Here is a 22,493-nt window from a genome sequence, read left to right as displayed (position 1 = left end):
TATGCAATTCAAAAAAATCAGGAAAAAATTCGGATTAATATTCGTTGTTTTATCTGCTGCAGTCATGCTGGGTATACTGTTTAGAAACAACGATTTAATTAATCTGTTCAAAATAATAAATAATATTAATGCCTTCTACATCGGAGCTGCTGTTCTTAGCATGTTTATGTTTTGGTTTCTTGAAGCCGGCATGCTTTATACATTGATTTCCAAATTTGCGGACCGCAAAAAAAATTTGCGAACATTCTGGCTTGCGATAAAGGTTACAATGATTGGTCAATATTACAGCAACATTACGCCTATGGCAACGGGAGGGCAGCCGGTTCAGCTATGCATTTTAACTGATGATGATATTTCCTTAAGCAGCGGAACAGCTATTCTCATAAGCAAGTTTTTACTTTTTCAGATTGGTGTAACCATCTATTCTTTTTGTCTTGCTGTTTATAAAATCAAGCTTCTTGTTAATTACTACAGCAGTGTTTCCGGTTTCGTAATAGCAGGACTGACGCTTAATATGGTCATGCTTGGCACTGTATTGTTAATAGCCTTTAATCAGCGCGTTTTACTTAAATTATGCGGAATGCTGTTTAATTTGTTATACAAGCTTCATTTAATTAAAGATGTAAAAAAAGTAATGAACAAAACCGAGAACTTTATAGCTGATTATAATAAGAGCATTGTAAAATTAAAGGAAGATTACTGGTTCACAATAAAAATGTATGCCGTCACCTTTATACAGCTGACAATATTTTTCAGCACAACATTTTTTGTCTATAAATCATTTAATTTGAACAGTTCCAATATACTTGATATCATATGCCTGCAGTCGTTTTTGTATATGGCGGTATCTTTTATACCTACACCGGGTACGGCTGGAGCAAGTGAGGTAGGTTTTGTACTGCTTCTTGGGCATTTGTTTCCTTCTAACATAATTTCAACTGCGATGCTTCTATGGAGAGGCATAAGCTATTACTTCAGTTTGATATTCAGTGGATTCTTCTCTTTCGCTGTAGCAGCATTAGGAAAGAAAAAAATAGTAATCAGTTGATTTTTCTAATTGTTGCAGCGTTTATTCAAAATATTCCTGCGATTCTTTGTAGGCAAATCCTTCTATAAACACATATATAATCCATGTCAGCACTATGAATGGTCTGAAGAAGTATAATCCAGCCCACAATGACAAAACCATCGCTATATTAAGTATGGCATGGTTTTTGGTCTTGAATGCCTGTTCTTCAAATTTGTATTTAACTATCAGCTTGAATATTATTTGAAAAACCACTATTAAGCAAGTCAATACAATTACGTAATTTAATACATCAAAAAAAATATAGAAATCAATCAGTCCTACAATCAATATATTTATTAATGTTTTGGCTATATAGAATTTTTTATACATTTTTATCCTCTTTCATGTATATCAGTAATATAAAATCATTCATAAAATGCATGTAGCAATTATATACCATATTCTTTAGCTTGTAAATCATGTACGTTTATTCAGCTCTATAGATTGCAATCCAATATTTCCTCAAGATTTTCCCTTGCTTTTATTAAAAAATCTATGGGGAGCATGTTTTTTTCAGACTCAAAAGGATATGTTTCCATGGAATAACTTTTTATGTTAGTATTTTTAATAATACTAATAATTCTATCCCATTTTACATGGCCCTTCCCTGGAATCCAGTGTCTGTCGCACAAGCCATCATTATCTGACAAATGTACCGCCATGAGTTTGTTCTGCCACCTATTCAGTATTTCACCGAAGCTTGATTCGTTAACAAAATCGTGAGATGAATCATAACAAAATCCCAAATTAGGTGAATCTATTTCCTTTAGTATGAATTCCGTGTAATTAAGCATTTGTGTATTTTCAATCGCTACTTTAATACCTGTTTTTTCAGCTTCTTTTATTATCTTGCTAAAGGAATCATATCCAAGTGAATAATCAAAACTTTTTTCATTTCCCTCCGTAACATGCAGGACAATAGTATTAACTCCACTGTCCCTGCATTCGTACAGCCACCTCTTAATCATATTGACATGATTGTTTCTCTCTTCACTGCTTTCACTCCAAAGATTGTTTGTATTTTCAAAGGGTAAATGCACATTATCCAACTTTAAATCATAGGAATCTAAAATTTTATTAAATTCTCTGCGATCCACCTTGTATGGATAATATTCATCCTCCCACCACAGCATAACATAATCATATCCAGCCTGCTTTATTAGCTTAATTCTCTCTTCTATAGCCATTATATATCCAAACCAATTGTAAATCCCTGTTTTATAATCCTTCATCCGCTTTCCCCTTGTATTAACGCATACATAAACCCAAATTCATGCTACACTTCCATATTCAAGTTTTCCTTATCAAGAGCAACATAAGTCTGCCTTACATGTTTTCCTTTTGCTTTGTCTGCACTGCTGTTAATTAAATCTGCACCTGTATGTTTTTTGAACATGGACACAGGGCCGTTTACACATCCCCCCCTGCATGCCATTCCTTCAATAAAATTTCCGTTTAGCTTTCCTGACTTTGCCATTTTAAGAGCCTTATCGCACTCTTCTATTCCATCACATATTATAGGTCTAAATTCAAATCCAAGACCTTGTACGGAAATAGTATTTTTAATCGATTCGGTAACGCCGCCAGCTCGTGCAAATATCCTTGCATAATAGGACACGTTATCAAGAGTGGACGCCTCACATTCTACAGGGTTAATTCCATAAGCGTCAAGAAAAGCAGTAAGCTCTTCGAAGCTCATTGTATATTGAATTTCACCTTTTAAATTATCCTGATTTATTTCAGCCTTTTTTGCAACGCACGGGCCGACAAAAACTATTCTTGCTTCCGGATCCTTACTTCTTATAAGTCTGGACGTTGCTATCATAGGTGAAACAGCAGTTGAAATATTATCCTTTAGCTCCGGATATTTTATTTTTATATATGAAACAAATGCCGGACAGCATGAGGATGTTATGAATTTTTTGTGCTTAAGCTCTTTTTCCAATAATTTTGTTTCATAGTCAGCAACCATATCAGCTCCTACAGCAGCCTCAACAACCTCATAAAATCCCAGTTTTTTTATTGCGGTTACCACATTTTCAATTTCTGTTTCTGGATATTGAGCGGCAACTGCAGGAGCAACAATACAGTATACCTTATATTTTGTATTATTTATTGACTCATCAAGCATCTTCATAATTTCCATGATATGAGACTTGTCTGCAATCGCGCCAAACGGACATCTTGACACACATGCGCCACAATTGGTACATTTGCTATAGTCAATTACGGACTTTTTTGTTTCCTGGTCAAAGCTTAATGCTCCAGTCTTACATATCGTCCTGCATGGTCTTTTTACATCCGATATAGCTTCGAATGGGCATACTGCCGCGCACCTGCCACATTCCAAGCATTTATCTTGGTTAATATGAGCTCGCTTATTAATTATTTCGATTGCTCCGGCAGGGCAGTTTTCCCTGCAATGGTGAGCAAGGCATCCCCTGCAAGCTTCTGTAACTGAAAATCTATACAGAGGGCATTCGTCACACGCCAAATCTATGACATTAACCACATGTTCCTTATTATCCTCAATGACATTTTTTATTCTATCGGATATTATAGCTCTTTCCTTATATATACAACATCTTGTCTCAGCTTCAGGCCCGGGTATTATCTTCTCCGGTATATATAATATATCCTTTGCTAAGCTTCCGTTTTTATTTGATCTTATGACCTCTTTCAAAACTTTATATTTTATATATTTGGCCTGGTTGTCAAATTTTTTTGTCATATACGTCCCCTTTATTATATATTGTCAAAATATTACAATGAAATTATAATTCCTTACCAGGTTAATGTCAAACAAAAAAGCTGGTGACGTTTTCCGTACCAGCCTTCATTTTTCAATTAATTTTATTCCGCTATAACAACCTGATTAGCACCATCTGTTTCTTCAAGCTGTACACTAATTCTTTCCAGCCTAGAAGTGGGAACATTTTTACCTATAAAATCAGCTCTGATAGGAAGCTCTCTATGCCCTCTGTCTATCAATACTGCCAGTTCAACATTTTTCGGCCTTCCCTGATCTACAATTGCATCAAGTGCTGCTCTAACCGTTCGTCCCGTATACAACACATCGTCAACCAATACGACAGTCTTATCTTTTATATTAAAATCAACACTCTTAACGGACAAAGGCGCTCTGTCATCCTTTTCATAATCGTCTCTGTAGTATGTTATATCTAATGAAAACAGTGGAACCTTTGAGCCTTCTATCTCCTCTATCTTATTAGCGAGTCTATGCGCAAGCGGCCATCCTCTTGTCATTATGCCAACCAATACAATATTTTCAACGCCCTTGTTTTTTTCAATTATTTCATGAGAAATCCTGAATAAAGCCCTTTCTATTGCCTTTTCATCCATTATTATTGCTTTCGTTTTCATATTATAGTTTAATTCCCTCCTATATTTTTAAGCACTTTTTGAAAATATTCAGGTAGTTCACTTTCAAATTTCATATATTTTCCCATAGTCGGATGGACAAATCCCAATGTTTTTGAATGAAGAAGCTGTCCCTTAAGTCCAAACTTGTTTATCTTTCTGCCGTACACATCATCACCAACTACCGGGTGGCCTATATATTTCATATGCACTCTTATTTGATGAGTTCTTCCTGTCTCCAGTTTCAGCTTAATTAATGTATATTTTCCAAACCTTTCAACTACCCAATAATTTGTGCGCGCATTTTTGCTATTTTTGTAAGTTACTGTACGTTTTTTTCTGTCTTTTTCACTTCTGCCTAAAGGTGCATCAATCGTTCCTTCATCGTCTTTTATGTTTCCTTCCACCAATGCATAGTAAATTCTGTCAATTGAATGATCCTTCAGACATTTTGCCAGGAAATTATGTGACGCGTCATTTTTGGCAACCAACATCAAGCCGGATGTATTCATATCAAGTCTATGGACAATTCCTGGGCGCAACACGCCGTTAATTGACGACAAATTTTTTAAATGGTACATCAAACCGTTTACCAAAGTTCCCGTATAATGACCGGGAGCCGGATGAACTACCATGCCCTGAGCTTTGTTCACAACTGCCAAGTCATCATCTTCATATACTATATCTATGGGCATATCCTCCGATGTAACATCCAGAACCTCCGGCTCCGGCAATATTATCCTTATTTCATCATTTAATTTAATTTTATAGTTTGATTTTATTTTTTTGTTATTTACAGTGATGCTTCCGTCAGAAATGAGCTTCTGCACAGAGTTTCGTGACATATCATCCATGCAGCTTGATATATAAGAGTCTACTCTCTCATTTTCTTTATCTGTAATTAAAATTATTTCATCATCATTTTCTTCGAACTCAACAAAATTAGAATCTAATTTGTTTTCCATTTAATTCACTCTTTCAAACCTGTTAAAAAGAATCAAAATAACCATGAGTATTGTGCCACATACAACAAAGCTGTCTGCAATATTAAATATTGGAAAGTTATAAAAACTGCCAAATCTCACATCAATAAAATCAACGACATATCCGAAACGCACTCTGTCAATAAAATTTCCTATAGCTCCTCCGGCTATCATTGCTATGGATAACCTTGATAACCAGCTTATATTTTTTGTCTTGAAAAATACATATGACAATACCCCAAGCATAACAATGGTTATTATTATAAAAAACATCCTCTGATCCTGTAAAATGCTGAAAGCAGCACCCCTGTTTTCAGCGTACGTGAACCTCAAAAAATCTCCTATTACTTTAATTGAACTTCCGTCCATCAGCACATCTATAGCCCAAACCTTGCTTAGCTGATCTAACAATATAGATGCTGCAAAAACTATTCCTATCAATACGTTCATAGAATCCTCTCATTAAATGTAGTGCTTGATTTCAATTTTTAGCTTACCGCTTTTTGTTAATCCAAAAAGTCCCGAAATTTTGTATCTCCCGTACCTGCTTATTGAAATCATGTCATTTTCCTTTACTTCTGATGATACCCTTTCCTCTACCTGCCAGTTTATTTTTACATTACCCGACTTTATCATACCTGATGCCGCTTCTCTGGACTTATTAGTAATATGCTTAACAATGTTATCTATTCTTAAAGATGAGCTTGTTATATTCATAATAACATGCTCCTGCTCCTTATAATTTATTTCATCTAGGCTAATTTTTTCTGCTTCTATTTTATTATGACCTATTTTATCTAAATTGTACAATATATAATCAGAGATATCATTGTGCAGAACTATATCCGCATAGTTGTCATAAACATAAATATCCCCTGTTTTGTTCCTGGCTATACCTAATGACATCAACGCTCCAAGATAATCCTTATGATTTAGTTTTTTAAACTTAGATCGATTATATATTCTAATCCCGGTCACAAATTCATTCTTTTCTATATTATCAAGATAATCAGGGTATAAAACGAAAACTTTCCTCTCACTATACTCAAATGAGGGGAAAATTTCAAATTTTATATCATAATTTTTAATTGTAGGTAAACTCAGCTCTGCAATATATGGATTTGTAAATTCTGTAACAGCAACAACAAATTTTTTGCTGACATGCAGAGACTTTTCAGCGATTCTTCTAACCGAATTTCTTGTTTCCTCGTCCTTTATAAAATCGTAATATTTTTCGAAATTTTTCATGTTATCTTCCTAAAAGGCAAAAATCAAAGTCTGGAACAACCTTAACAACAAAAATGCCAATATTGGAGAAAAATCAATCATTCCCATGCCTAATCCCAGTCTATCTAAAATTGCCCTGCAAGGAGCCAGTATAGGCTCAGTCATTTGATAGATAAAGTAGGAAATTTTTGACGATTGTAGGGTTGGGAAAAATGATAATAATACTCTTACTAGTATTAGCGAATCTATGATTCTTAATAGTAGACTAAGAGCTAATCTTATTGTGTACATAGTTGCTCCTTATTTATAAAAATAATTCCTTTCATACCTGTCACTTAGCCTTCCGTCAATTTGAACATTATTAGGAGCTAAGACAAATATTCCATTAGATATTTTTTGAATACTTGCTTCAAGTGCATATACAGCACCTTTAATGAATTCAAAAATTTGTTTTTGATCTTCTAATTCCATTCCTTCAATATTAAGAACCACAACTTTTCTGTTTTTTAATTCGTCAACAGCTTTTGTGCAATCCTCATACTTGGTCGGCTCACATATAAAGACCTTCATATCAGTGTTAGAATGAACCTTAATTACATTGTTTTTTCTTGTATAAGTTTCCATTCTTTCAGGTTTGCCGCTATTTATTTCGGCAGAAACATCCTCCTCATCATAATCTTCTTCAAATTCCGTGATGCCTATAAAGTCCTTTACCTTATCCATTACTCCCATTCTACACTTCCTCCTTGTATTTTCTTGCTCCAAATATAGCTGTTCCAATCCTTACCATATTTGCACCTTCTTCAATAGCAATTTCAAAATCATTTGTCATCCCCATGGATAAATATTTCATTTCAGTATTTTTAAGCTTCATATCTGAAATTTTATCATATATCTCTTTCATCTTCCTGAAAACCCATCTTATATCTTCTGGATTTTCACAATACGGTGCAACAGTCATAAGTCCGAGCACCTTTATATTCTCAAACTGTTCCATGGACTTTACAAATTCATAGATTTCATCTTCACCTATACCGAATTTACTTTCTTCTTCACCAATATTCAGCTCTATGAGCACCTTTGATGTCAAGTCATGCTGAGATGCCCTTTTATTTATTTCTTTTGCCAGTTCTATACTTTCAACTGAATGAATGAGAGCTGTTTTATCAATTATGTACTTTACCTTATTTTTCTGTAAATGTCCTATAAGATGCCAATTAATTTCTGTATCTGAAAGCTGCTCATACTTACTGACGAGTTCCTGAACCCTGTTTTCTCCAAGATTCAATATACCTCCCTCAACAGCTTCCTTCGCCCTTTCAGCCGTAACCGTCTTAGATACCGCTATAACAGTAATATCCTCAGGTTTTCTTCCCGAGCGTTTTGCCGCAGCAGCTGTCCTTGCCACTATTCCGTCTATATTGTCCTTAATACTCACAACAAACCTCCTAATCTGCTATTTGACCATCATATACGTTTTCAGGTTCTAATATCACTTTATCAAATATTTTAACAGTAGAATATGATTTTTCATTAATTGTTATTATTTTTCTTTCATTTTCCCCTATGTATGTGCCCGTAGATATTATTGCATAATCTTCGTCCATTCCTACTATTTCTACAGGAAAAAACTTTATAATATTACTTGCATCCTTAACATATGCACCGGTCATACCATTTAGTTTTGTTAATGCTTCGGTTTTTATTTTCAGTCCTTCATATATATCGGTTATCAGCTCTAAATTTATATAGCGTTTATCATAAATTTTATAGAAATAATCATTAAAATAAAGAATCAGCACAGATTGCTCACTGCCATAATTAATCTTTTCAATATACCCCCAAAGTTCATGCTGTTCCCCGTCTGATGTAATTCTGGTTTTTACATATTTATTTTCTTCAAATAACTTTGCTTCCTCATTATCTAAAGTAGCTGTAATATAATAATCAAAATTTCTTATTATTTTAAATATAGCTTCATTTTCAGAAACAGTTTCGCTTTTGCTCTTATCCGCTGCTGTATATTTTTTTTCTGTCGTGGCACTTGGTGTCATTTCCAGAACATTTTCAAACTTATATACATCTTCAAGCCCGTCTGTTTTATAAGTTATAATTCCAGCCTGACCCGAGTAATAACGGACTTTATGTGTTGATATGCTGTTCGTCAGATTTTTTTTCATTTCTTCCAGTTGAGCAACATTGTATTGCTCATATGTTTCCCCAAAAGCAGTTATATCACTTTCGCCATTTACTTGTCCGACAATAGAATACATACTGCTGAATTCATTATTTAAAATGCTGGCTTGAATTTCATTTTCATAAGTAGCAAATGTTTCTTGAGATAACACAGGCGAATTGCCTGACGAATTATTTTTTTTATCTATTGCTGATTGTATTTCAGCAACTTGTTTATTTATTTTGACTGAATTTGCATCAGTGCTTAAATCCGCAACAAGCTGACCTTCCTTTACTTTGGCCCCATCTTCATAATAATATGTAACACTTCCTCCAGCAGCTGCATTATATGTAACTTCATCCTTTATAATGATTCCTTCTGCTTTAATAACATCTTCAAGGTTTCCGTTCTCCGCAACCATGGTTTCAGCTGAGCCGTTAACATTTTGAAATATGTAAATAACTATACAAACTGCTGCAAATGAAAAGAAAAAATTTTTTATACCAAAGATTTTTCTTTTAGCCATTTAAACAAAGCTCCAATTTTACTCTATACAGATTATATTTTAATCCGATTGTTAGCACATTATAACATAAATTTCAACGTTTTTGCAAGCTATATATGCTTATTTTCAAATAATATTACAACTTTATGCGAAAAATTTTTGTTTAAAATGACATATTCATATAATTAACAACAAAAAAAGAGATTCTTCGTCTATACTCACAGAATTTCACTAGTTTCATGGAATTCTGTAAGCACGAAAGGATCTCTTAAATAAATTTTTGATTTTTAAATTATCAAGAAAATAATACTTCCTGAGCCGTCATTTACAATCTTCTCAATTGTCTTTTTAAGTTTTTTTCTTGCATTTTCAGGCATTGCGGTAAGTTTGGATTCAAGCTGTTCATCAACCAGACTGTACATGGTCTTTCCGAATATCTCTGCATCCCATATGCATTGAGGATTATCCTTCATCTGTTCAACCATATGGTTCATCAAATCTTCGCTTTGAGCTTTGTTCCCTATTATAGGAGCTACCTCTGTATTTATTCCTGCATTAAATATATGAAGTGACGGAGCCTGAGCTTTGATTTTAATGCCGTATCTACTACCTTCTTTAAATACTTCCGGCTTATCAACTACCATATCAGCTATTCCTGGAGAAACATATCCATAACCTTTTGATTTAGCATCATTAATTGCAGATTCAACTTTTTTGTAATTATCTTTTGCTTTTGACAGATCTCCTATGAGCTTCAATATTTGATGTTCTCCGGTTATTTCCTCGCCGGACAACTCACTTATTACCTTGTAATAGTATGAATTGTCAAGATCAATTCTCATGTTAATGCTTCCGTTGCCAAGCTCAATATCTTTCACAAAGAAATCTTCAACAAAGTCATTTTCAGTAGAAAATATTTCATCTGCATTAAAATCACTTAATTTATAAAGATTTTCGAAATCATCTTTTAATGTACCGATCAAGTCCTTTTTTAACGAATAATCATATGTAAGTCCATCAAACCATTTTGGAAGTTCAACATTAATTTCCTTAATAGGAAATTCATACAAAACATTTTCCAGAACACCGTCGATATCTTCCGTATTGAGATTCATCAAATCCAATATCTTAACCGGGGCATCATACTTCTCTTTTAATTGCACCGCCAAGGCCTGAGTGTTTTCATTTATAGGATGTGTAGTATTCAAAACGATAACGAAAGGCTTATTTATTTCTTTTAATTCTTTAACTACTCTTTCCTCTGCCATAATGTAGTTATCTCTGTTAATATCCGTTATGCTCCCATCTGTTGTAACAAGTACTCCGATTGTGGAATGATCGTTAATAACTTTTCTTGTTCCTATTTCTGCCGCTTCTGCAAAAGGAATAGGTTCTTCGTTCCACGGAGTGCTTACCATCCGCGGCACTTCGCCTTCCATGTTTCCTATGGCTCCTGGAATCATATAACCTACGCAGTCTATTAACCTTAATTTTGCATTAATATTGTCTTTAAATGTAACTTTTACTGCATTTCCCGGTACGAACTTAGGTTCAGTTGTTGTTACTGTCTTGCCTGTACCGCTTTGAGGCATCTCATCTTTTGCTCTTTCCTTTATATATTCATCTTCAATATTAGGCAGCATTACATTTTCGGAAAATTTTCTTATAAAAGTTGATTTGCCTGTCCTTACAGGACCCACTACACCTAAGTATATCTCGCCGTTTGTTCTCTTTGCGATATCCTCATATATATCTAAATTAGTGATAATAATCCCTCCTCCTGCTAAATATGCACTTTCGTATACAATTAATTTATATGCCCCGACAAATATCTTTATTCCAAAATATGCAAAAATATATTACAAAAAATAATTTAAAAAATTAAACCTGAAGATAAACTTCAGGCTCTTAAACTCTTTATTTTATTGCCGACAATTTTAAGATTATTTCTCAATATTTTTTATTATGCGGCGACTTTCTTAGTGTATTGATACAATCTCATACTAACTTATAAAATTAAATAACACGGAAATTTAAATGTTACATATTTTTGCCTGCATATAAATCAACACATCTGACATAATATTAAAAACGATCTATTGGAGAAAACATGTTTATACCTAAAAGAATACTTTTTGAAAAAAATGCTTTGGAATATGAAACCGGAATAAATATATACAATTATTTTAAACACAATACTAAAGTAGATCTAATTCACTTAAAAAATAATAAATTTAAAGAAAACATCCCCGGAAAAAACACATATGACTTTTATAGAGAAGGCAAAAAAACATTAGTTGTAGGAGTAACAAAAGGTATGAAATTTCAATCATGCAAACCTTCAGCCAATTATCAACTTCCTTTACTATCCGGATGTACCGGTCAGTGTGAATACTGCTATCTACATACACGTCTTGGTGACAGACCTTATATGAAAATAAATGTAAATTTAGATGACATACTTTCTTCAGCGCAAAACTACATAACTGAAAGGCTTCCAGAAAAAACAATATTTGAAGGATCAGCTACTTCTGATCCTGTGCCTGTTGAACCGTATTCAAATTCTCTCAAACGAGCTATTGAATTTTTCAGCAACATTGAACATGGAAGGTTCAGATTTGTAACAAAATTTACTGACATAGATACTCTTCTTAATTTAAACCACAGAGGCAGAACAGAAATAAGATTCAGCTTAAATACCAATAAAGTTATAAACGACTATGAGAATAAAACTCCCTCATTGGAAAAAAGGATTGAAGCGTGCAAAAAAGTTATTAATGCAGGATATCCCGCTGGATTTATTATAGCTCCTGTATTTCTATATGATAATTGGGAGGATGACTATAGAAGCTTGTTGATAAAAATAAGGGACAGCTTACCTAATGTAACTGAATATCCCTTAACATTTGAAGTGATTTCACACAGATATACAACAAGTGCTAAAAATATAATATTAAAGACGTTCCCTGAAACAACCTTACCTATGAACGACGAGAGCCGAACATTCAAATACGGACAGTTTGGATATGGGAAATATGTATATTCAAAAGAGCAAATAAAAAATATAAAAATATTTTTTGAAAAAGAAATAGCCAATATATTCGACAAAAAAACTATTAAATATATTATATAAATGTATAAAATAAAAAAAGCTGCTATCATGATGTGACCCAAAAATTAGATTTTCGGTCTAACTTTTGGGGGTCGGCTCATCATTCAAATGCAGCTTTTTAGTACCATCAATTCTCTTGCTGTTTATTTTTTTTATCTTTGTACATTTTTTTGTCCGAAAGCCGTATAAGCTCTTCGGCTGTTCTTGGTACATCTTTCATTGTTTCAATACCAAATGAAATAGAAAGATTGGTATTTTCCAAATTAAATTTCATTGGTATTTTTTCAATTCCGCACTGTATGCGCTCAAGTATTGTATGGGCCTGCTTTTCATCAGTATTATTTAAGCAAAGAAGGAACTCATCTCCCCCGTATCTGGCTGCCCAATCATGCTCTGAACGTATATGCTTCATAATAACGCTCGCGACAGCTTTCATAGCCCAATCGCCTGCTTCATGACCATTAAGGTCATTTAACATCTTAAAATTATCCATATCTATAAAGCAAACCGAAAGCGGCTGATCCTTTAATGTCGAATTAATAATATCAACCGGAAGACGCTCATCAACAAATCGACGGTTATAAAGAGAAGTCAGAGAATCTCTCACAATAATATCGTTAATTTCACGCACAAAGCGATTCAATAATTCACCTTCACTATAATTTCCGGTTCCAACCATCATACTGTCTGTAGTATTCTTCATCATCTCCAGAACAACAGGCTTACTTTTGTTTTCAACAGGTATAGCCGTCACAAGCATAATTGTTTCCATAGATTTTTCCAACTTAAAAAAGCTCTTTTCCTCATTGTGCGCTCTGACAGATATGCAATTGTCACAAATTCTTCCATTTCCCCAATAATCGTAACAGATTTCTTTTTTATCATCCGGAGAAGCATCCCTGCAGTCCACCACTCTTTTATTTACCGGGTCCACAAGACGCACCGAATCATACATTTTACTAAAAAAGTCCAATTTATCCTTTATCTCATTTATAGAAATATGTTCCATTTTTTCTCCACTTACTGTGTCAAGCAAAACATTTGCTTAACAGAGTTCACCAAAAAATATATTTTTATTACTTTAACATATATACAAGTAAAAAGCAATTTTAATTGGTAATTTTTATAATATCGATTATTTCATTTTATCATTTATTTTTTCTCCTCTATGGCTTCTTAATAAATGATTTCTCAATTTTTCCATCGCATCTTTATGCCTTGATGACTTTATACCCGGAAAAGCCTTTAATATCCTCTTGTGACCAAAAAACCTTGCTTCTAAAATTTCATTATAAGCCTTTTTCAAATTAATAAGATACTGTTCTCTATTTTTCATAATTTCCATATGTGCCTGCTTTATCTCTGCCAATTCTTCTTCTACAGCACTTCTCTTTTGATCTATCTCTTTTTCAAGTTCTTCTTTTCTTTTCATTAATGCTATTGTGCCGCCTGCAAGATTTTCTCCCAAATCATCAGAAGCTCTCCTAATCAAGCCAGTTAATTCTTCTATTCGTTCTAACCTTTTATTCATCTTTAAAATTGTTTCTGTTGTAGCTATAAAGTCTACTGTAAATAAAGTCATAAGTATTGTCAGAATAATTTTAGCGGCTGTTTCTGGTATAATGTTTACCACATCCACTATAATAGGGTTAATATAAGCCACTATAACCAGACATGCAATTCCCCACATTAAAGAAAAAATAGGACAAATATATCCTCCTATATTAAACTTTTCATCAGAATAATCCCACCATCTGTGCTTAAAAACCTTCTCAAGAACAAATCCGGTAATTAGTTCGATCAAACTGGTGACAACAATCGATCCTGCAAACAAGATAAATAAGTTATCGTGAAACGGTCTTAAAATTACAACTACAGCAACAGCACCAAAGCCATAAATAGGACAAATTGGTCCGTTCAGAAACCCCCTATTTACAAATTCTCCTTCCTTAAGTGCAGCATAAATCACCTCTGCACACCATCCCAAAAACGAATACATAAATAAATACAGTAATATCCTAATAAACATCTCTATAGCCTCTACTTATCCCATTTTATAAATATTATACATCCGTCAAAAACATACTGTAAGCATGTAATAAATACATTCTTGCCTACATACGGACATATTCATAGCGATATTATACTACACTATTATTAAAATTCAACTTAAGTCTTTTACTACGTAATAGCAAAAAAATAATTAAGATGCTTTAAAAAATTGAAAATATTAGAAATAGATGGTAGAATAAAAAAAAAGACTTGTGGAGGAATTATGAAAATAATAATTGTTGCACCAAGAGGAAAAATGGGTAGACTTATTACCAAAGTAGCATCGGAAAATACTGATTTTGAAATAATAGCAGGTCTAGGCCCTAAAGGCAGAGATTACATAGGTAAAGATATCGGAACAACAGCGGGCATCGGAAAAACAGTAGGTGCACCAGTAGTTGATAATTTAGAAAATGTTATAGAAAAATGTGACGCGGTGATTGATTTTTCTAACGCAGAATTATCAATGAATGTACTTAATAAGTGTATTGAAGCGGGTAAATCTCTTGTTTGCGGCACTACAGGATTCTCATCGGAGCAGATTGATAAAATAAAAAAATCCTCGAAAAAAATTCCGTTGCTGCATGCTTCCAACACATCAAGAGTAGTAAATTTGATGAATGCATTGCTGGAAACAGCGGCTAAAACCATCGGAAACTCTTCTGACATAGAAATAATTGAAATGCATGATGCGTATAAAAAAGATGCTCCCAGCGGAACCTCAAAAGAAATGGGAGAAGTTATAGCTAAATCCATGAACAAAGAACTAAGCGATATTGCTGTAAACGGACGCATAGGTTCGAGTGAAAGAATTCCCGGAACAATAGGCTACCATTCAGTTAGAGCTGGAGACATTTCGAGCAGCCATACGGTTATATTTGGATTAATGGGTGAACGCCTTGAAATTACCCATCATGCACACAATTGGGAATGCTTTGCAAGAGGAGCCTGTGAAGGCGCATTGTACTTAAAAGGAAAAGCTCCCGGATTATACACTATGAAAGATGTTATAGAGATATAAAAATGCTGTGTTTAGTAATTTTACAAAACTATTAATATAATTTTTATTTATCTTTTTTCACAAAAATATTTTCAACTTCCGATATGTAAAGTGTATGATAGTCTTTATTAGGATAATTTACTTCGTCAAGAGAGTTTTCTATGAAAAATTCGGAGCCAAATTTTTGAGAATATAATTTTTTACATATTATTACTGTATCAGCTTCACTAAAATATGGTGTACCATTAAAATGTTCAGTGGTTAAGCCTGATTTTGACACTTTATCTTCGGATCTACCTGATACAGTACCAAGATAAGTCAGTTGTTTTTTAAAACTATTATTAAAAAAAGCAAGCGAAAACCTATCTGAATTATCTATAAATTCCTTAGTATATCTTGTAGGACGTATTACTATAAATGATACGTCCTTGTTCCACATTACCCCAAGGCCTCCCCATGATGCTGTCATAGTGTTTATCTTGCTATCTTTTTCAGCCGTTACAAGCATCCAGTCAGATCCTATCATCTTAAATGGACTGTTGTTTAATTCTTCAGGTTTTATTTCAATAAAATTATTCACTTTATTTCCCTCCTATTTATTAAAATCACAATTCTTACACAAAAAACACAGCATTTTCAAAGTGGAATTCTAATCTATTTCATGATTAAAACTAGTCTCTAATCTCTCTTATAACAAGTAAACTATCCATATGGTTACAATTTTTTGCCCCTCATGCTTACATAATCATATTATACCGCAAAAACAAATTTCAATCCAGTTTTCACTTAATATAAATGCTATCCAACATAAAAGTAATACGCTTCCTTCCAACGTTTAATTATCTACTGTAATAGGGTTGCTTTATTAACATTTATAACAATTTATCAAATTTACTATCAAATTTTTGTACTAATGCATTGCCTTACTTTCAAATTTAGTATATTATTTATTATATATATTAATAAAAGAGGTTCTATATGGAAAAAAATATTAATCTAAAAGCAGTGTTAATTAAAATTGTATTAATTACTTTTGGAGCGCTTATATATTCTATGGGGATTTCAGTATTTTTAGACCCAAACAATCTCGCTCCAGGGGGAACTACCGGAATTGCAATAATAATAAGCAGCTTAACAAGCTTAAAAACAGGTACTTTGGTTCTTCTGATAAATCTTCCAATTCTAATATTTGGATGGTGGAAATTCGGAACTAAATTTATATTATCAACTATATATGTTACATTTATTTCATCATTTTTTATTAATATGCTTAATGCATATATAATAGTTAGATATGGCGTTTTAACAGATGATTTGTTGCTGTCCGGTGTTGCAGGCGGATCTCTTATGGCTATGGGAATGGCCATAGTATTCAGGCAAGGAGCAACCACGGGAGGTACTGATATAATTATCAGAGCTTTAAGGCAAAAATACAAGCATATAAAAAGCGGTACTATTTTTATTGTTACAGATGCAATTATAGTTTCTGCAGCAGCTGTTATATTTAAAAATATTGAAATTGCCTTATATGCTGCCATTACTATTGTTGTCAGTAATTTTGTTTTGGACTCTGTCCTATACGGAGGAGACAGTGCGAAACTATTATATATAATCAGTGATAACCAAGAAAAAATAGCTAAAAGAATTCTTGATGAAATAGATATAGGAATCACTTACCTAAAAGCTGAGGGGGCATACATGCAAAATTATAAAAAAGTTATTATGTGTGTATGCAGAAAGTATAATTATACAAAAGTAAGAGAAATTATAAAAGAAGAGGATATAAACGCATTCTTCATAGTATCGAGTGCAAACGAAGTATTTGGAGACGGCTATAAAAGCCATCTAATGGAAGAAATATAAATACATATCTAGGAGGAAGATTATGAAGAAAGAAATCTTACTGTTAGGAAATCCTAAATTATATGAGGTCAGCACACCTGTTGAAAAATCAGAGTTGCCTAATCTTTCACTCATCATTCAGGATTTACATGATACATTGATTGCGTTTCGAAATCAATATAATGCCGGTAGAGCGATTGCGGCACCTCAAATAGGGGTTCAAAAAAGAATACTGTACATGTACATCGAAGAACCGACAGTTTTCATCAACCCGGTTCTTGAACCAATAGGTGAAGAACAGATGGAAGTCATGGATGATTGCATGTCATTTCCAAATCTGCTGGTAAAGGTTAAACGACATCAAAAATGTCTTATCAAATATCGTGATATGGAATGGAATGAGCGTAAAATTGTTTTAGAAGGAGATTTATCTGAACTCCTGCAACATGAATATGATCACCTAGATGGAATACTTGCTACTATGAGAGCCATTGACAACAGATCCTTCTTTATTAAGCAATAATTTTAGCAGCATCCAGTAGTATTTTAATAATTGGATGCTGCTTATGACTTTTTACATATCTGTTATAAAACTAAGACATATATCTAATAGATAATATTTCGCCGTAAAAATGGTTCACGCTTTTTTTAGAATTTATACCTCTTCAGAAACCCTCAACTCTTTGCCTTTTTTTCTGAGTTTCACCTCAGGTTCCGAAGGTATTTTAAACAGTGGTATAAACCTGTCTAGTCCTGTAAATGTTAATATTAACATAGAGCCTACAGCAACAAATGCCATAACATTCATCCTCATAACATCTATAGTAGTAAAATTAGCTATAGGATAAACAGCATTGGCTATTGCTGTAAAGAATACCGGAAAGCAATGCCAAGGAATTAATTGAGAGCCATAAACTCCCATGGCATCTGCAAATGTAGCAAGTCTTAATCTCAACTTATACATAGAATCCGGAGTACCTTCCACATTTTCTTCTACTATGTTTCTAATTATAGGCGATATTGTTGCTATCTCTGCGGTTTCATCCGACAACGCAACATTTCCTGTTATACATAGAACACCACACCAACCCATTAATTGTTTTACACTGGAGGACATTTTAACAATTAATTTTGCTAGAGGTTCAAAAGCATTCATACCGTTCATAATACCTCCAAAAGCAGATACCCACATCATCATTACTATTGACCATCCACCTGCATCTCCAAATCCCACTAGAAGCAAATCATTTAACCATTGGCTTACAGTTGTTGTACCTGCAATCATACCAAATATTAACGCAGAAATCATACCTGCTCCAAGACATATCATTGTTTGTATTCCTGCAAATGCCATACCTACAACAATAACCAGCGGTATTATCATATAAACAGGTACTCCTGTTTTAACTTGTTCAAGAAGCAATATTGCCGAAGGTCTCTGTTCAGCCAACGCTTCATATGCTTCCGGAGGGATTGATTCTATTGCTTGCCTTGGATCTCCGGAAACACCTGAAAGCCCCATGCCTAACACAAATATTATAACAGCTGAAATAACTAAACAACACAATGACCAAACACCCTGGTGCCTAACTCTGTGAATTATTTCAACATCCTGCAAGCCTGAACTTAGCACTGTAGTATCAGATATAAGACCTATATTGTCACCAAAACATGAGCCACCTGCAACAGAACAAAGTGTCAATATTTCACTTCCCCCTACAATATAGTTAAGCCATAAGAATATAGGAGCGCATGCTGCGAAAGTTCCCCAGGATGTTCCTGTAGCTATTGATAATACACAAGTAACTAAAAATCCTATAACTGCCACTGTTTTCCCTGATATGCCCAATGATAGAGCAATATTGATAACAGAAGCACCCACGCCTGTTGCCATAAAACATTCAGCAACGCCATATGCAAACATCAAAATAAAAAATACTATTGTTATATTGCTGGCACTCTTAAGACCTCTATCAAAAACTTCTTTGAAGGTGAATTTATTTGAAAACATAGCTACCAATACAGCAAAAACAGTTGCTATTGGAGCTGCAATAAGCAAATCCATCTCGAAAATAATTACCAATAAAGCAAGTATTAATAATGGTAAAAATTTGATCGCTGCTATTAAAGCGCTTTCAGATTTCTTTTCATTTTTATTCATATAACCCTCCATAAATTTTTTAACATAAACAAATTAAGTATGCAAAGTTTTGAGATGATTTTTATTATTTCAGCAAAACATAATGTTGTTTGTTAACGTTTTCAATAGGGCTGCATTCATTATTCTTTATATACCATTACAACTAATTAAAATAAATTCAGACAGCAATTTTTTGATATATTATGAATTTATTTTATAAATAACTGTTTCTCTGAAGCCTGTAATAATTTTTGCATACCCCTTTAGCATTTCATCTGTTTCATTGCTGCCTGTATCCAAAAGCAACGGTTCTCCTTTTAAGTTAGCTATTTTATCTTTTGTAGCTATTATAATTATATTGTCTTTCCCCACAGTTTTAACTACTTTATCACTGATTTGCTGGTTCCCCCTGCCAAGTAAATAACCTTGCCCACCAGTTGGAGTAATAATTATTTTAGCCGGACTAGATGATATGTATTTCAAAATTTGATTTTCAGACAGATCATTTTCAATTAATTTTTTGTTATATATTAAATCAACTCCTATTAATGTATTCTTAAGCCCCAATATTTCCATTATTGCACGTGTTGTCGACCCCGGTCCAATAATGTAATATTCGTCCTCAAGCATATCCCTAATAACTTCATTTGCAATTTCATATTGCTGGGATTTTTCACTCTTTAGCGACGGAGCTTTTTTATTCTGCATGAATTTTCTTTCCACCGGTACCGTTAAGTACCCAAACAATCTTGTATTCACATTGCCTTTGCGATATTCACATTCATCTATATCCAGAACTTCAGCTTCCTTGGTAAGGGTTGTTTTACCTTCAATAAACAATTTTGCCAGTTCTCCGGCTCTGCCAGGAGTCTTTGCAAATACGGATGAATGAATTTTTACACCGGCCGGTATTCCTATTGCTGTAGTACTCTCACCCGCTCCTTCGTAAATATTTTTTGCCGTACCATCTCCCCCCGTAAATACTAATAAATCAACATCTTCGTTTTTCATAATTCTGGCGGCCTCAACAGTATCACTAGATGTTGTATTTTCACTTCTTGGAAAATAAATTATTCTGGCATTAAAATTGTACTTCTTTAAAGCATTTTCTCCCATATCGCCGGAACAAGTAACTATTTCCACAAGATTTTCAAGTCCACTAATTTTCTCAATAAACACTTTTGCTTTATCTAACGCTTTAGGTATGGAGCCAAGCCTTAATGCTTCATGTGCCAATCCGTCTGTCCCCTTAAGCCCGACACTCCCCCCCATGCCTGCTATGGGATTAATTATTAATCCTATTTTTTTCATCACTCTATAGTCCTTATTTTTTTTAAGCACAAATTAACAGTGCTTCTGCAGGAATGGATTTAAAAATAATTAATACATCCCTACAGAAATTTCATTATAAACAACCTAGAAAAACTATTTAAATTTTTTCTGATAGCTTCTCCAAGTTACTGCCCACTTTTCAGGATCATCCATTCCAGATTCATCTATATAATGACACACACTTTGATGAGGTGCTGTTTTTACTATTTCAGGATTTGTATAGGCTTCATTGAATATAAATTTCAGTGTTTCAATATATTCATCCAAATCAGCTTTGGACGGAGTCTCAGTCGGTTCTAATGTCATTGGCTCAGGTATGTAATATGGATGATGACTCTGCCAATAATGCATTCCAAAATCCATCATTCTTCTTTGAACATCAGCAGTTGACACTCCTGTTTCATTGTATAATTTTTCAAGAGTATATCTAACCTGCTCCACACGCTGTTTGCCTTTAATATACGGTGCATCAACATATGGAAGCTCCATTAGTTTTTTAAACAGATAATTGTTATTAAGCACTGCAGTTTTTGCAACCTGGTACAACCCTTCAGGTCCCAGAGATCTTATCCAAGCATATGCTTTCAATACAACCTGTGCAACACCATTGAAAGATCGGATTTTTCCTACTGAATAAGGATTGTTTGTAATTTCATAATTCAAATAATATTTTTCTCCATCGTAATCAACAAGCGGAGCCGGCAAATATTTTTCAATATGTTTTAAAACTCCTGTTGCTCCAACAGCAGGTCCTCCGCATCCGTGCGGCGTTGAAAACGTTTTGTGAAGATTAAAAAAGCACATATCAAATCCGGCTTCTTTGGCCCTTGTAACTCCCAATAATCCATTTGCATTTGCTTGATCATATCCACACAATCCGCCATGCTCATGAACAAGTTTTGTAAATTTTAAAATATTCTTATTGTAAACGCCTGTGTCTTCTGGATTAGCCACAAAAAATGCTGCTGTTTTGTCGCTTACGGCTGCTTTAAATGCTTCAAAATCAGGATATCCATTTTCATCCGGATGAATATATACTATTTTATATCCTTTAACATGTGGAGCTGCAGCATCAGAAGGGTGCGAATAAATCGTTGTTATTATTTCGTTTCTCTGATTTTCCTCGCCTTTTTCTTTATAGTATGCATACACTAGAGATGCCATTGTAAATACTCCTTGACTTCCGCCACCTGGTTGGAATGTAATTCGATCCATCCCCGAAACTTCTCTTAAGTATAAATCCGTTTCATACATAATTTGAAGTATGCCCTGTACTGTAGATTCGTCCTGTAGAGGATGGAGTTCTGCCATTTTTGGAATTCTTGAAAGCTGATCATTTATTTTGGGGCTGTATTTAACTGTGCATGTTCCCTGTCCTATTTCAACATTTACATCTGCCCCTAAAGTTTCCTGAGAAAGCCTTGTGTAATGTCTCAAGACTCTGTTCTGCGACATTTCAGGAAGATTCAAAACAGTTTTTCTTTTCATGTTTTTCGGCAGCTTGGATATTCCGTCTCCTACTTTTTCCGATATTTTTGTTTCAGCCTTTGGAACAAGAATACCCCTTTCGCCTTTTTGGCTTAGTTCAAAAATTATTGCTTCATCCCATTTTGCTTGGTGAAAATTCTTTCTGACTTTACAACTTCTATCTATTTTTTTCACATTGATTCCTCG

At 33.8% G+C, this 22,493-nt stretch carries 23 protein-coding genes; 5 read left to right on the top strand and 18 right to left on the bottom strand.

The genetic code is table 11. The features are described from left to right. Position 1: 1 nt before the first annotated feature. Positions 2 to 1,048, top strand: coding sequence for a lysylphosphatidylglycerol synthase transmembrane domain-containing protein (locus tag RBQ61_RS10170; protein WP_308137217.1), 1,047 nt, complete (start codon positions 2 to 4; stop codon positions 1,046 to 1,048). A 21-nt stretch (positions 1,049 to 1,069) separates the two neighbouring features. On the opposite strand, the gene RBQ61_RS10165 is transcribed toward RBQ61_RS10170, so the two are convergent. The 12 genes from RBQ61_RS10165 to spoIVA form a co-directional block, all read right to left on the bottom strand. Further along, entirely contained in the window at positions 1,070 to 1,399 is a 330-nt protein-coding gene (locus RBQ61_RS10165; protein WP_308137216.1) for a hypothetical protein, read from the bottom strand. Positions 1,400 to 1,506: 107 nt separating this feature from the next. Next, positions 1,507 to 2,301, bottom strand: coding sequence for a sugar phosphate isomerase/epimerase (locus tag RBQ61_RS10160; RefSeq protein ID WP_308137215.1), 795 nt, complete (start codon positions 2,299 to 2,301; stop codon positions 1,507 to 1,509). Positions 2,302 to 2,345: 44 nt separating this feature from the next. After that, positions 2,346 to 3,800, bottom strand: coding sequence for a 4Fe-4S dicluster domain-containing protein (locus RBQ61_RS10155; RefSeq protein WP_308137214.1), 1,455 nt, complete (start codon positions 3,798 to 3,800; stop codon positions 2,346 to 2,348). A gap of 122 nt (positions 3,801 to 3,922) precedes the next feature. Then, on the bottom strand, positions 3,923 to 4,453 hold the full coding sequence (gene pyrR / locus RBQ61_RS10150) for a bifunctional pyr operon transcriptional regulator/uracil phosphoribosyltransferase PyrR (RefSeq protein ID WP_308137213.1): 531 nt from the start codon (positions 4,451 to 4,453) through the stop codon (positions 3,923 to 3,925). An 8-nt stretch (positions 4,454 to 4,461) separates the two neighbouring features. Next, on the bottom strand, positions 4,462 to 5,415 hold the full coding sequence (locus RBQ61_RS10145; RefSeq protein WP_308137212.1) for an RluA family pseudouridine synthase: 954 nt from the start codon (positions 5,413 to 5,415) through the stop codon (positions 4,462 to 4,464). Beyond that, complete coding sequence (gene lspA, locus RBQ61_RS10140) at positions 5,416 to 5,883, bottom strand: signal peptidase II (protein WP_308137211.1); 468 nt, start codon at positions 5,881 to 5,883, stop codon at positions 5,416 to 5,418. It lies immediately after the preceding gene. Between the two features lie 12 nt (positions 5,884 to 5,895). Then, positions 5,896 to 6,681 carry an RNA-binding protein gene (locus RBQ61_RS10135; RefSeq protein WP_308137210.1) on the bottom strand — a complete coding sequence of 262 codons (786 nt, stop codon included), beginning with the start codon at positions 6,679 to 6,681 and terminating at the stop codon, positions 5,896 to 5,898. A 9-nt stretch (positions 6,682 to 6,690) separates the two neighbouring features. Then, positions 6,691 to 6,951 (bottom strand): YggT family protein, encoded by a 261-nt coding sequence (locus tag RBQ61_RS17650; RefSeq protein WP_374049878.1) that lies wholly within the window; start codon positions 6,949 to 6,951, stop codon positions 6,691 to 6,693. Between the two features lie 9 nt (positions 6,952 to 6,960). Next, positions 6,961 to 7,392: a cell division protein SepF gene (locus RBQ61_RS10130; protein WP_308137209.1), complete on the bottom strand. Its 432-nt coding sequence runs from the start codon at positions 7,390 to 7,392 to the stop codon at positions 6,961 to 6,963. 1 nt (position 7,393) lies between these two features. Continuing rightward, positions 7,394 to 8,098, bottom strand: a complete 705-nt coding sequence (locus RBQ61_RS10125) for a YggS family pyridoxal phosphate-dependent enzyme (RefSeq protein WP_308137208.1) — start codon at positions 8,096 to 8,098, stop codon at positions 7,394 to 7,396. 10 nt (positions 8,099 to 8,108) lie between these two features. Next, on the bottom strand, positions 8,109 to 9,362 hold the full coding sequence (locus RBQ61_RS10120; RefSeq protein WP_308137207.1) for an HlyD family efflux transporter periplasmic adaptor subunit: 1,254 nt from the start codon (positions 9,360 to 9,362) through the stop codon (positions 8,109 to 8,111). A gap of 266 nt (positions 9,363 to 9,628) precedes the next feature. Continuing rightward, a complete protein-coding gene (spoIVA, locus tag RBQ61_RS10115) occupies positions 9,629 to 11,092 on the bottom strand; it encodes a stage IV sporulation protein A (protein ID WP_308140107.1) in 1,464 nt (487 codons plus the stop codon). Positions 11,093 to 11,451: 359 nt separating this feature from the next. Here spoIVA and splB point away from each other — a divergent pair, with 359 nt between their 5' ends. After that, positions 11,452 to 12,474 (top strand): spore photoproduct lyase, encoded by a 1,023-nt coding sequence (splB, locus tag RBQ61_RS10110; protein WP_308137206.1) that lies wholly within the window; start codon positions 11,452 to 11,454, stop codon positions 12,472 to 12,474. Positions 12,475 to 12,580: 106 nt separating this feature from the next. Here the strand turns inward: splB and RBQ61_RS10105 are convergent, their stop codons facing one another. Both RBQ61_RS10105 and RBQ61_RS10100 read right to left on the bottom strand, forming a co-directional pair. After that, positions 12,581 to 13,462 carry a GGDEF domain-containing protein gene (locus RBQ61_RS10105; protein WP_308137205.1) on the bottom strand — a complete coding sequence of 294 codons (882 nt, stop codon included), beginning with the start codon at positions 13,460 to 13,462 and terminating at the stop codon, positions 12,581 to 12,583. Between the two features lie 126 nt (positions 13,463 to 13,588). Further along, the gene (locus tag RBQ61_RS10100) at positions 13,589 to 14,482 is read right to left on the bottom strand and encodes a hypothetical protein (protein ID WP_308137204.1); all 894 of its coding nucleotides are present in this window, start codon (positions 14,480 to 14,482) and stop codon (positions 13,589 to 13,591) included. 246 nt (positions 14,483 to 14,728) lie between these two features. Between RBQ61_RS10100 and dapB the strand changes: the two genes are divergently transcribed. After that, positions 14,729 to 15,526: a 4-hydroxy-tetrahydrodipicolinate reductase gene (dapB, locus tag RBQ61_RS10095; RefSeq protein ID WP_308137203.1), complete on the top strand. Its 798-nt coding sequence runs from the start codon at positions 14,729 to 14,731 to the stop codon at positions 15,524 to 15,526. 43 nt (positions 15,527 to 15,569) lie between these two features. On the opposite strand, the gene RBQ61_RS10090 is transcribed toward dapB, so the two are convergent. Continuing rightward, complete coding sequence (locus RBQ61_RS10090) at positions 15,570 to 16,085, bottom strand: flavin reductase (protein WP_308137202.1); 516 nt, start codon at positions 16,083 to 16,085, stop codon at positions 15,570 to 15,572. Between the two features lie 398 nt (positions 16,086 to 16,483). Here RBQ61_RS10090 and RBQ61_RS10085 point away from each other — a divergent pair, with 398 nt between their 5' ends. Both RBQ61_RS10085 and RBQ61_RS10080 read left to right on the top strand, forming a co-directional pair. Continuing rightward, entirely contained in the window at positions 16,484 to 17,368 is an 885-nt protein-coding gene (locus RBQ61_RS10085) for a YitT family protein (RefSeq protein ID WP_308137201.1), read from the top strand. A gap of 22 nt (positions 17,369 to 17,390) precedes the next feature. Beyond that, positions 17,391 to 17,870 (top strand): peptide deformylase, encoded by a 480-nt coding sequence (locus RBQ61_RS10080; RefSeq protein ID WP_308137200.1) that lies wholly within the window; start codon positions 17,391 to 17,393, stop codon positions 17,868 to 17,870. Between the two features lie 132 nt (positions 17,871 to 18,002). Here the strand turns inward: RBQ61_RS10080 and RBQ61_RS10075 are convergent, their stop codons facing one another. The 3 genes from RBQ61_RS10075 to gcvPB all read right to left on the bottom strand — a co-directional run bounded on the left by RBQ61_RS10075 (position 18,003) and on the right by gcvPB (position 22,481). Further along, positions 18,003 to 19,508: a Na+/H+ antiporter NhaC family protein gene (locus RBQ61_RS10075; RefSeq protein ID WP_308137199.1), complete on the bottom strand. Its 1,506-nt coding sequence runs from the start codon at positions 19,506 to 19,508 to the stop codon at positions 18,003 to 18,005. Positions 19,509 to 19,688: 180 nt separating this feature from the next. Further along, positions 19,689 to 20,828, bottom strand: coding sequence for an ATP-NAD kinase family protein (locus RBQ61_RS10070; protein ID WP_308137198.1), 1,140 nt, complete (start codon positions 20,826 to 20,828; stop codon positions 19,689 to 19,691). Between the two features lie 84 nt (positions 20,829 to 20,912). Then, the gene (gene gcvPB, locus RBQ61_RS10065) at positions 20,913 to 22,481 is read right to left on the bottom strand and encodes an aminomethyl-transferring glycine dehydrogenase subunit GcvPB (RefSeq protein ID WP_308137197.1); all 1,569 of its coding nucleotides are present in this window, start codon (positions 22,479 to 22,481) and stop codon (positions 20,913 to 20,915) included. Positions 22,482 to 22,493 lie beyond the last annotated feature (12 nt).

The organism is Sedimentibacter sp. MB35-C1, from assembly GCF_030913635.1.
GTDB lineage: Bacteria > Bacillota > Clostridia > Tissierellales > Sedimentibacteraceae > Sedimentibacter.
This window is presented reverse-complemented; position numbering and strand designations above follow the sequence as displayed.

Excerpts from the sequence above, each read along its gene's own strand:
- RBQ61_RS10170 (WP_308137217.1), top strand. The coding sequence starts at position 2 with ATGCAATTCAAAAAAATCAGGAAAAAATTCGGATTAATATTCGTTGTT.
- RBQ61_RS10165 (WP_308137216.1), bottom strand. The coding sequence starts at position 1,399 with ATGTATAAAAAATTCTATATAGCCAAAACATTAATAAATATATTGATT.
- RBQ61_RS10160 (WP_308137215.1), bottom strand. The coding sequence starts at position 2,301 with ATGAAGGATTATAAAACAGGGATTTACAATTGGTTTGGATATATAATG.
- RBQ61_RS10155 (WP_308137214.1), bottom strand. The coding sequence starts at position 3,800 with ATGACAAAAAAATTTGACAACCAGGCCAAATATATAAAATATAAAGTT.
- pyrR (WP_308137213.1), bottom strand. The coding sequence starts at position 4,453 with ATGAAAACGAAAGCAATAATAATGGATGAAAAGGCAATAGAAAGGGCT.
- RBQ61_RS10145 (WP_308137212.1), bottom strand. The coding sequence starts at position 5,415 with ATGGAAAACAAATTAGATTCTAATTTTGTTGAGTTCGAAGAAAATGAT.
- lspA (WP_308137211.1), bottom strand. The coding sequence starts at position 5,883 with ATGAACGTATTGATAGGAATAGTTTTTGCAGCATCTATATTGTTAGAT.
- RBQ61_RS10135 (WP_308137210.1), bottom strand. The coding sequence starts at position 6,681 with ATGAAAAATTTCGAAAAATATTACGATTTTATAAAGGACGAGGAAACA.
- RBQ61_RS17650 (WP_374049878.1), bottom strand. The coding sequence starts at position 6,951 with ATGTACACAATAAGATTAGCTCTTAGTCTACTATTAAGAATCATAGAT.
- RBQ61_RS10130 (WP_308137209.1), bottom strand. The coding sequence starts at position 7,392 with ATGGGAGTAATGGATAAGGTAAAGGACTTTATAGGCATCACGGAATTT.
- RBQ61_RS10120 (WP_308137207.1), bottom strand. The coding sequence starts at position 9,362 with ATGGCTAAAAGAAAAATCTTTGGTATAAAAAATTTTTTCTTTTCATTT.
- splB (WP_308137206.1), top strand. The coding sequence starts at position 11,452 with ATGTTTATACCTAAAAGAATACTTTTTGAAAAAAATGCTTTGGAATAT.
- RBQ61_RS10105 (WP_308137205.1), bottom strand. The coding sequence starts at position 13,462 with ATGGAACATATTTCTATAAATGAGATAAAGGATAAATTGGACTTTTTT.
- RBQ61_RS10100 (WP_308137204.1), bottom strand. The coding sequence starts at position 14,482 with ATGTTTATTAGGATATTACTGTATTTATTTATGTATTCGTTTTTGGGA.
- dapB (WP_308137203.1), top strand. The coding sequence starts at position 14,729 with ATGAAAATAATAATTGTTGCACCAAGAGGAAAAATGGGTAGACTTATT.
- RBQ61_RS10085 (WP_308137201.1), top strand. The coding sequence starts at position 16,484 with ATGGAAAAAAATATTAATCTAAAAGCAGTGTTAATTAAAATTGTATTA.
- RBQ61_RS10080 (WP_308137200.1), top strand. The coding sequence starts at position 17,391 with ATGAAGAAAGAAATCTTACTGTTAGGAAATCCTAAATTATATGAGGTC.
- RBQ61_RS10075 (WP_308137199.1), bottom strand. The coding sequence starts at position 19,508 with ATGAATAAAAATGAAAAGAAATCTGAAAGCGCTTTAATAGCAGCGATC.